This is a genomic window from Frankia sp. AgB1.9 (assembly GCF_016786355.1).
GTDB lineage: Bacteria > Actinomycetota > Actinomycetes > Frankiales > Frankiaceae > Pseudofrankia.
Window position 1 is genome coordinate 1 of record NZ_JADWYX010000058.1, and the last position, 8658, is coordinate 8658.

An 8658-nucleotide genomic window follows, 5' to 3' on the forward strand; every position below is an offset into this window, starting at 1 on the left:
ATGCCACAGAATTTTGCAGCGGGCTAGGGCGCCTGTCGGATGGACAGTTCACGGCGCGGCCGCCATCTCCCGCCGCGGCCCCGCGCCCCCGCCCCCCCCCCCCCCCCCCCCCCGCCGGCCGGGCCGGCCTGGCCAGCGGTCGCGGCGCCGGCCTGGCGGGCCACCGCCGGGACGATTCCGTCGGCCGCCGGGTCCGGGCCGGGCTGGGCGAGCGTGCCTGCGACGGGGATGCCGATCGCGGTCGCGAGGGCGGCGTCGAGACCGGCCAGCCGGGCGACCACCTCGCGCGGGGTGCGGCCGTCATGGCCGGTCGGCCGGTCCCAGTCGAGCACGCTGAGCTCGGCGAGCACCCGGTCGACCGTCGCCGTCCAGGCCGCGAACGGCGCCGCGTAGGGCGGCGTGGCGGCGACCGCGGGGCGGTAGGCGAGCGCGGTGGCGAGCAGTTCGACCCGCGGGTCCGCGGCGTCGTCGTCCGCCGATCTTGTCGGCCCCGTCACCGGGCCAGGGAGGCGCGGGCGGGGCCGGCGGGCCGGGCCTGGGCCGCGGACCTCGACGCGCTCGGCGCCGCGGGCGGGCTGCTCGGCGACATACTGGCTGGTCGCGACGGCCAGCGCGGCGGCGAGCGCGTCGTCTCCGGCTGGGTAGCGCAGCGGGTGCTCCCACAGCCGGGCCAGCACGGCCCGCACGGCGGCGGCCCCGTCCGCCTGGGCGTGCCCGGCGGCGACCTCGAGCAGGCGGCCGGAGAACCGGGTGTAGGCGTCGGCGAGCGCGGTCGGGTCGCCCGCCGCGAGCCGGCCGGACAGGTCCGCGACGCCGGCCCCGCCCAACGCCGGCGGGTCCGCCGGGACCGCCGCGCCTCGGGAGCCGGTCATCGCCACGGGCGCAGTGTCGCACGCGTGGGCGCGCCGATCCCCCAACCTTCATGATCGCAACGGTCAGACCACAGCGCCGGCCCGGGGCGCGGACACGCAGGTCGACGGACGCGCGGATTGACGGACGCGCACAGTGGAGGCATGGGACGGGCGAGCACGCGGCGGCGGGTGGTGCGGGTGACCGTGGGGGCCACGCCGGACCAGCGGGTCGACACGGTCGCCGGCGAGGAGCCGCTGGAGCTGCGGCTGGGGGGCAAACCGCTCGCCGTCACGATGCGCACGCCCGGGGACGACATGGACCTCGCGGTCGGTTTCCTCGTCGGCGAGGGGCTGATCGGCTCGGGCGCCGACGTGCGGACGATGCGGTACTGCGCCGGCACCGATGACGACGGCCGCCAGACCTACAACGTGCTCGACCTGGTGCTCGACCCGGCGGTGCCCGAGCCGGATCTGACCGCCGCGGCCCGCTCGTTCTACATGACCAGCTCGTGCGGGCTGTGCGGCAAGGCGAGCATCGAGGCGATCCGGCTGCGCTCCCGGTACACCGTCGCCGACGACCCGCTGCGGGTCGAGGCCGCGACGCTCACCGGCCTGCCCGCCGCGCTGCGCCGGGCGCAGCGGCTGTTCGCGACGACCGGCGGGCTGCACGCCGCCGCGCTCGCCGACGAGCACGGGCACCTCGACCTGGTCCGCGAGGATGTCGGCCGGCACAACGCCGTCGACAAGGTCGTCGGCGCGGCGGCCAGGGCCGGGCTGCTGCCGCTGCGCGGGCGGGTGCTGCTGGTCAGCGGGCGGGCGTCGTTCGAGCTGACCCAGAAGGCGCTGCTGGCCGGGATCCCGATGCTCGCCGCGGTGTCGGCGCCGTCGGCGCTCGCGGTGGACCTGGCAGCCGAGAGCGGGATGACGCTCGTCGGCTTCCTGCGTGGCGACTCGATGAACGTCTACGCCGGCGCCGAGCGGATCGTCACCATGACCAGTCGTCCGGAAATCCCCCTACATCCCGCCAGATGAGCCGATAGAGTCGGCCACCGTGACCTGCATCGTCGGGGTGGAGTACAACGGGCGGGTTGTGATCGGCGGCGACAGCGCCGGCGTCGCCGGGTGGTCGGTGACCGTGCGGGGCGACACCAAGGTCTTCCGCAACGGTGCCTACATCATGGGCTTCACCGACTCGTTCCGGATGGGCCAGCTGCTGCGGTACAGCCTGGTCCCACCGATGCCGCACACCTGGGACCTCGACCGGTTCATGGCGACCGAGTTCGTCGCCGCGGTGCGCGACTGCCTGCGCGACGGTGGCTACGCCCGCAACGACTCGGGCAACGAGACCGGCGGCCAGTTCCTCGTCGGCATCCAGGGCCGGCTCTACCGGATCGACTCGGACTTCCAGATCGGCCGCAGCGTCGACGACTACCAGGCGGTCGGCGCCGGCGAGGACTTCGCCCGCGGCTCGCTGCACACCTCGGCCGCCCAGCCGCCCGAGGACCGGGTCCGCCTGGCGCTGGCCGCCGCGGCGCACCACTCCACCGACGTCCGGGCGCCGTTCCACCTCGTCTGGGACCCGGACCAGCCGGCCGGCTGAACACGGTCGACGGGCGCGGCCGCGGGCCGTGTCGGCATCCTGACAAAGGCCCGGTCGGGCCCGAAATCCCCCTAGCCAGGCGCGAAATGCCCGCCAGAATGGGATTTGCGCACTCCGTGACCGGGCCGGCACAGCGGTCCCGCGGAACCGGGCCCGCCGCGCGACGGCCCTGCGCGACCACGTCATCAGACGGCCCACAGGGGGCGCGGGGTGCAGCAGCCGCTCGATCCGACCGGCCTGCCGGCGGACTCCCAGGCACTGATCATCTGTCCTGGCCGGCCACCGGAGCCGGGCGCGGCGCAGGTCGTCGCGACCGCCCTGCGCGGTGCCGACGCGCTGCGCCGCAGCCTCACCGGGCCGGGCGCGCTGGCCGAGAACCGGGTGCAGCTCGTCGACCAGCCCCGCACGGCGGTCGACGTGGCGATGGCGCTCACCCTGGCGGGTACGGTCCCGCGCGACGTCCTGCTGGTCTGCTGGCTCGGCCCGGTGGCGCCGCCGGACGGCGGTGAGCCACTGCTCGTCGTCGGCACTGAGCCCGACGCCGAGCGGTCCGGGACCCTGCGCTTCGGCCAGCTGCTGGCCCTGACCGCCGCCTCTCCGGCCCGGCGCAGGGTCGTGCTGGTGGACGGGTGGCGGCTCGGTTCCGACTCCTCGGTCACGGCCAGGCCGGAGGAGGACCTGGCCGCGGGGTTCGCCGAGGTCGCCGGCCGTTACGGCGACGAGCTGGAGCTGCTGGTCGCGGTCAGCCCCGGGGAGCAGGGCTTCGCCGCGGGGCCGCTCCCGCCGGCCGTCGCCTCCGTCGACCAGTTGCTGATGGCCGGCGACCCGGACGGCCCCGAGCAGCTCACCGTCGGCGGCCTGTTCGCTACGGCCCACCGGCGCCTCGCCGCGGCCGGCGTCGTCAGCGCGACCCACCTGGCGGGGCCAGCGACCAGCGAGACGCCACTCGCGCGCAACCTCGCCCGGGTGACCAGGACCGACGCGGGCCGGGTCGAGGCGACGGTCCTGCTCGCGGACCCGTCGCCCGCCGGGCCGGTGCCCGCCGCGGCCGAGCTGGCGCCGACGGCCTCCCCCTACCCGGGCCTCGCGGCGTTCGACGCGGGCTCGGAGCGGTACTTCTTCGGCCGGTCCGAGACCGTCGCGGAGGTGCTCGCCGCGTTGCGGGACCGGCCGGCGGACGCGGGGCCGCTGGTGCTGGTCGGTGCCTCAGGTGCTGGGAAGTCCTCGGTGCTGCGGGCCGGTGTGCTCCCGGCGCTGCGCCGCGGCGAGCTGGGGCGCGCCGTGGCCGCCGGGCCCCAGGTGCTGCTCACCCCGACCGAGCGCCCGCTGGACGAGCTGGCCGCCCGGGTCGCCGAGGCGATCGCGCCACCCGGGCTCGCCGGGGTGATCCGGGACGCCGTGCGGACCGACCCGGGCCGGCTCGCGCAGATCGTCGGTGACCTGGTGGCCCGCGCCGTCGACCCGTATGACCCGGCCGTGACCACGCCAGCGGGCCCGGCGGACTCGGTCGAGCCCACCGCCGAGCCGCCGCGGGCCCGGCTGGTCGTCGCCGTCGACCAGTTCGAGGAGACGTTCACCCTGGCCGGCGACACCCTGGCCGGCGACGAGGCGCAGCGGGCCGGCTTCGTCGCGGCGCTGGCCGCGCTCGCCGCCCCGGGACCCGCCGGCGAGCCGGCGCCCGCCGTCGTGCTGCTCGCGGTGCGCGGCGACTTCTACCTGCGCTGCGTCGGCTACCCGGAGCTGGCCCACGCGCTGGCGCGCGGCCAGGTCGTCGTCGGGCCGATGCGCCGCGACGAGATCCGCGCGGCCGTGGTCCGGCCGGCGACCGCCGTCGGGCTCACCGTCTCCCCCGCGCTCGTCGAGCTGATCCTCGACGACCTGGCGGCCGACGAGGACGCCGGCGACGCCGGTTCCGGGTCGCTGCCGCTGCTCGCTCACGCCCTGCGGGCCACCTGGGAGCGCCGCGCCGCCGGCACGCTGACCGTCGACGCCTACCGCGCGGTCGGCCGGCTCGGCGGCGCGCTCGCCAAGACCGCCGACGACTGGTTCACCGGCCTGGACGCCGCCGGCCAGGAGACCGCGCACGGCCTGCTGCTCGGCCTGGTCCGCGTCGGCGAGGTCGGCGAGGCGACCAGGCGCCCCCGGCCACGCGCGGCGCTGCTGTCCGAGGTCCCGGCCCCGGGAGCGCCCGGCGTGCTGGACGCGCTGATCCGCGGCCGGCTGGTCGAGGCCGACGAGAACCGGGTCCAGCTCACCCACGAGGCGCTGGTCCGGGCCTGGCCTCGGCTGCGGGAGTGGGTCGAGCTGGACCGCGCCGGCGCGCTGGTCCGCCAGCGCCTCGATGACGGCGGCCAGGAGTGGGAGAGCCACGGCCGCGACCCGTCCCTGCTCATCCGCGGCCAACGGCTCACCAGCGCGCGGGACTGGGTCGAGGCCGGCGGCCGGCGGCGGACCCTGGCCAGCCCGGCCGCCGAGTTCTACGACGCCTCCGTCGACCGGGAGCGCGCCGAGGCCGAGCAGGCCCGCCGGCGGACCCGGCGACTGCGGTCCCTGGTGGCCGCGCTCACCGTGCTCGTCCTGGTCGCCACCGGCACGTCCGTGTTCGCCTTCAACCGCCGTGCCGCCGCGCGGACCGCCGAGAGCGCGGCCGTGACCGCGAACGCGACGGCGCTGTCCGCGCACATCGCGGGCGTCGCCGAGACGGTGGCCGCCAACAACTCCGAGGTCGCCGCCCAGCTCGCGATCGCCGCGGACCGCACCGCCGACACGCCGGACGCGAAGACCGCGATCCTCGGCGCGTCGTCGCCGGTGCGGCTGCTGCACGCGCACGACGGCTCGATCGGCACGGTCGCCTGGAGCCCGAACGGCCGGGTGGTCGCCAGCGGGTCGGACGACGGCATGGTCAAGCTCTGGGACGTCACCCACCTGCCGGCCGTCCACCCGCTCGGCGCCGCGCTGCGCCAGGGCGATGCGAAGAGCACCCATGCCGTGAAGGCGGTGACCTTCGACGACACCGGCCGGCTGCTCGCCGTCGGCACGGCCAACGGCGACGTGAAGATCTACACCGTGACCAGCCCGGCCGCCCCCGTCCTGCGCGACACCCTGCCGACCGCGCCGCTCGACGGCGGTGGCGTGTTCGCCCTGGCCTTCAGCGCCCACGGCGACGTGCTGGCCGTCGGCGGCTACGGCGGCTCGGCGGTCCGGCTCTACGACGTCGGCGCGCCGGGCGCGCCCCGCCTGCTCAGCACGCTGAACGGCAGCGCCGAGCAGGTGCGATCCCTGGCGTTCAACCCGGACGGCACGCTGCTCGTCACCGGCAGCGAGGACGGCTACGCGTACCTCTGGGACGTCACCGACGCCGCCAGCCCGCTCCAGCTGCAGACCCTGGCCACGCCGCCGGCCGCGACGGCGGCGACCTCGGACATCCGAGCGGTCGCCTTCAGCCCGACCGGCCGCGAGCTCGCCGTCGGTACCAGCTACGACGACGTCCTGCGGTTCACGGTCGACGGCAAGACGGCCACCCCGGCGACGACCCTGGCGGCGAACAACACCGAGGTGTCGTCGCTGGGGTACGTCGACGGCCAGACCCTCGGGGTCGTCGAGGCAGGCGCGGGCGTCGGCCTGTCCCTCTTCCGCCCGGGCGAGTTCAGCTACCTGGTGCCGACGCCGACCAGCAAGAACGACGTCGCGGCGTTCTACACACTGCCGCAGCCGTCGACGCCGTGGTCGTTCGCGGCCGACCCCCTCGACGACCACTGGATCGTCACCTCGGGCAGCGACGGCGCGCTGCGGTGGGCCCGCTGGAACGACGGGATCGCGGCGGGCGGCGAGGTCCCGCAGTTCCTCTTCCCCCGCTCGAACACCTCGATCGCCCTGGTGACCTCGCTGGACACGCTGGAGATCTACGACTTCACCCCCGACCCCGGCCACCTGCCGGCTCCCACGCTGCGGGCCGCGGCGGACCTCACCGCGGGCAGCGCCTACGCGCCCTTCGCGGGTGACCTCGCCGCGCGGTCCGGGCTGCTCGCGGTCGCCGCCTCGGACCAGGTGACGCTCTGGGACGTCTCCGACGCCGCGATCGCCCGCTGGCCCAGCCGCACGCGCGGCGACCCGCCGGCCAAGGTCGCGCCGCTGGCCAGCATCCCGCGGACGGCCGGCACCACCACCGACGTCGCGCTCAGCCCCGACGGCCGGCGCCTGGCGATCGGCACACCGGGCGGCCTGGAACTCTGGGACATCACCACCCGGACCGCGCCGAAGCTGCTCGGCCGGCAACCGACGGCGCACAAGTCGACCGGGCTGGTGCGGGTCGCGTTCAGCCCGGACAGCAGGTGGCTCGCGTCGACGAGCAACGACAAGGTCCTCAAGATCTGGGACGTCGGGCACCGGCTGGCCGGTGGCCCCACCGGGACGCTGACGCTTCCCGCCGGGCAGAACGCGGTGGCCTTCAGCCCGAAGGGCGCGACTGTCGCGCTCGGCGGCCAGGACAACCGGGTCCGCCTGGTCGACGTGGCCGACCCGGTCCGGCCCCGGGTCGCCGGCACGTCCACCAGCCAGGCGTTCCAGGTGCTCGCCGTCATCTTCAGCCCGGACGGCCGGCAGCTGGTGGCCGGCGGCGCCGAGGACATCCGGGTCTGGGACGTGACCAACCCGGCCGACCCGCGCTGGACGCTGTCGCTCCCGGCGATCCGCGGGCTCAACTACCCCTTCACCTTCGCCTCGTTCCTCGGCGGCGGCCGGTATCTCGTGGTCGGGCGCAACTACGCCGTCGGGTCGCTCTACGACCTCGACATCGGCCAGGACCTGAGCCGGCTGTGCGCGGGCCTCGGGGACGTCATCACCCGCGAGGAATGGGACACCTACCTCAACGGCGTCCCCTACGCTCGCCCGTGCGGCGCCACCTAGCGCCGCAAGGCGGGGCGCGGGTCGCGACGGGAGCACGGTGGCGTTCGAGCGTGAAGAAGCGCTGTTGCACGGGGTCTACGAGATCACCGAGGTGCTCGGCAGCGGAGCGTTCAGCGTCGTGCTCGGCGGCCGGCACCGGGACATCGGCCAGCTCGTCGCCATCAAGCGCATCGACGGGCGCAACCCGGACCTGCCGGCCGGCGCCCGCGCGGAGCTCGCCGGCCGGCTGCGCGCCGAGGCCCGGCTGCTGACGAACCTGCGCCACCCGCATCTGGTCGAGGTCTACAACTTCGAGAGCGACGGCGAGCTGCACCTGCTCGTCATGGAGCGCCTGGACGAGACGCTCGGCGGCTACTTCGGCCGGGCGAGCCGCACGATCCACGACGTCTGCGCCGCAGGGGTCGCCGTCGGCGCGGCGCTCGGGGTGGCGCACGCCCGCGGCGTCGTGCACCGCGACATCAAGCCGCACAACGTGCTCGTCGCGACCGACGGCACGTTCAAGGTCGCCGACTTCGGCATCGCCAAGATCCTCGGCTCCGGCCAGGGGAAGAGCACGAACGTGGCCACCCCGTCCTACGCCCCGCCGGAGCAGCTCGACGGCGGCCAGGTCTCACCGGCCAGCGACGTCTACGCGCTGGGCGTCACGCTGTACGAGCTGCTGACCGGGGCGCCCCCGTTCCGCGGCGACCTCGCCGAGCTGCGCCGGGCGCACCGGGAGGACCCGCCGCCGCCGCTCATCGGCCGGGTGCCGGCGCCGATCGCGGACGTCGTCCTGCGGGCGCTGCGCAAGGACCCCGCCGAGCGGCAGCGGACCGGCCGGGAGTTCGCGGCCGAGCTGTTCGCCGCGACCGCCGGCCTGTACGGCCCGGACTGGCCGGCCCACGCGGCCGTCCCGGTCTACGCCGACCCACGGCTGCGGGCGCCCGCGACGCCCGACTCGTCCGGGCTGTCCTCGGGCGACAGCGCCGGCGGCGGCACCCGGCCGCTCGACCCAGCGGACCAGCGGACGTCGACACCGGGACCGGGACCGGCACCGGCGAGTCCGGGCGCGGTGCCGCTCGCCGAACCCGAACGGCCTGCGGACCCGGCCGCCGCGACGGCCCCGGCGGCGCCCGCCCCCGCTTCCCCGCCGGGGCGTGGCGGCGCCGACGGGGACCAGCCGGCCGGCGCGACGTTCGTGGTCCTGCTCGCCGACGGGCGGCACGGCACGCTCGGCGCCACCGGGGCCCGCGCGGGGTCCCGGGCCCCGCGGGCCCGGCGGGGCCCCGCCCCCCCCGGTGCCCGCCGGGGGCCCGGCGCCCC

The 8658-nt window shown here is 76.7% G+C and carries 5 protein-coding genes; 4 read left to right on the forward strand and 1 reads right to left on the reverse strand.

All coding sequences use genetic code 11. The annotated features are described in order from the left end of the window. Window positions 1-23 precede the first annotated feature (23 nt). On the reverse strand, window positions 24-878 hold the full coding sequence (locus I6A60_RS22730; protein WP_203055681.1) for a hypothetical protein: 855 nt from the start codon (window positions 876-878) through the stop codon (window positions 24-26). 135 nt (window positions 879-1013) lie between these two features. Between I6A60_RS22730 and fdhD the strand changes: the two genes are divergently transcribed. The 4 genes from fdhD to I6A60_RS22750 all read left to right on the forward strand — a co-directional run. Beyond that, window positions 1014-1883: a formate dehydrogenase accessory sulfurtransferase FdhD gene (gene fdhD, locus I6A60_RS22735; protein ID WP_203023692.1), complete on the forward strand. Its 870-nt coding sequence runs from the start codon at window positions 1014-1016 to the stop codon at window positions 1881-1883. Between the two features lie 19 nt (window positions 1884-1902). Beyond that, window positions 1903-2451 (forward strand): hypothetical protein, encoded by a 549-nt coding sequence (locus I6A60_RS22740; RefSeq protein ID WP_203023691.1) that lies wholly within the window; start codon window positions 1903-1905, stop codon window positions 2449-2451. Between the two features lie 210 nt (window positions 2452-2661). After that, window positions 2662-7356, forward strand: coding sequence for a hypothetical protein (locus I6A60_RS22745; protein ID WP_203041982.1), 4695 nt, complete (start codon window positions 2662-2664; stop codon window positions 7354-7356). A 37-nt stretch (window positions 7357-7393) separates the two neighbouring features. Further along, on the forward strand, window positions 7394-8658 hold a 1265-nt coding region (locus I6A60_RS22750), incomplete at its 3' end, for a serine/threonine-protein kinase (RefSeq protein WP_203055682.1).

Excerpts from the sequence above, each read along its gene's own strand:
- fdhD (WP_203023692.1), top strand. The coding sequence starts at position 1,014 with ATGGGACGGGCGAGCACGCGGCGGCGGGTGGTGCGGGTGACCGTGGGG.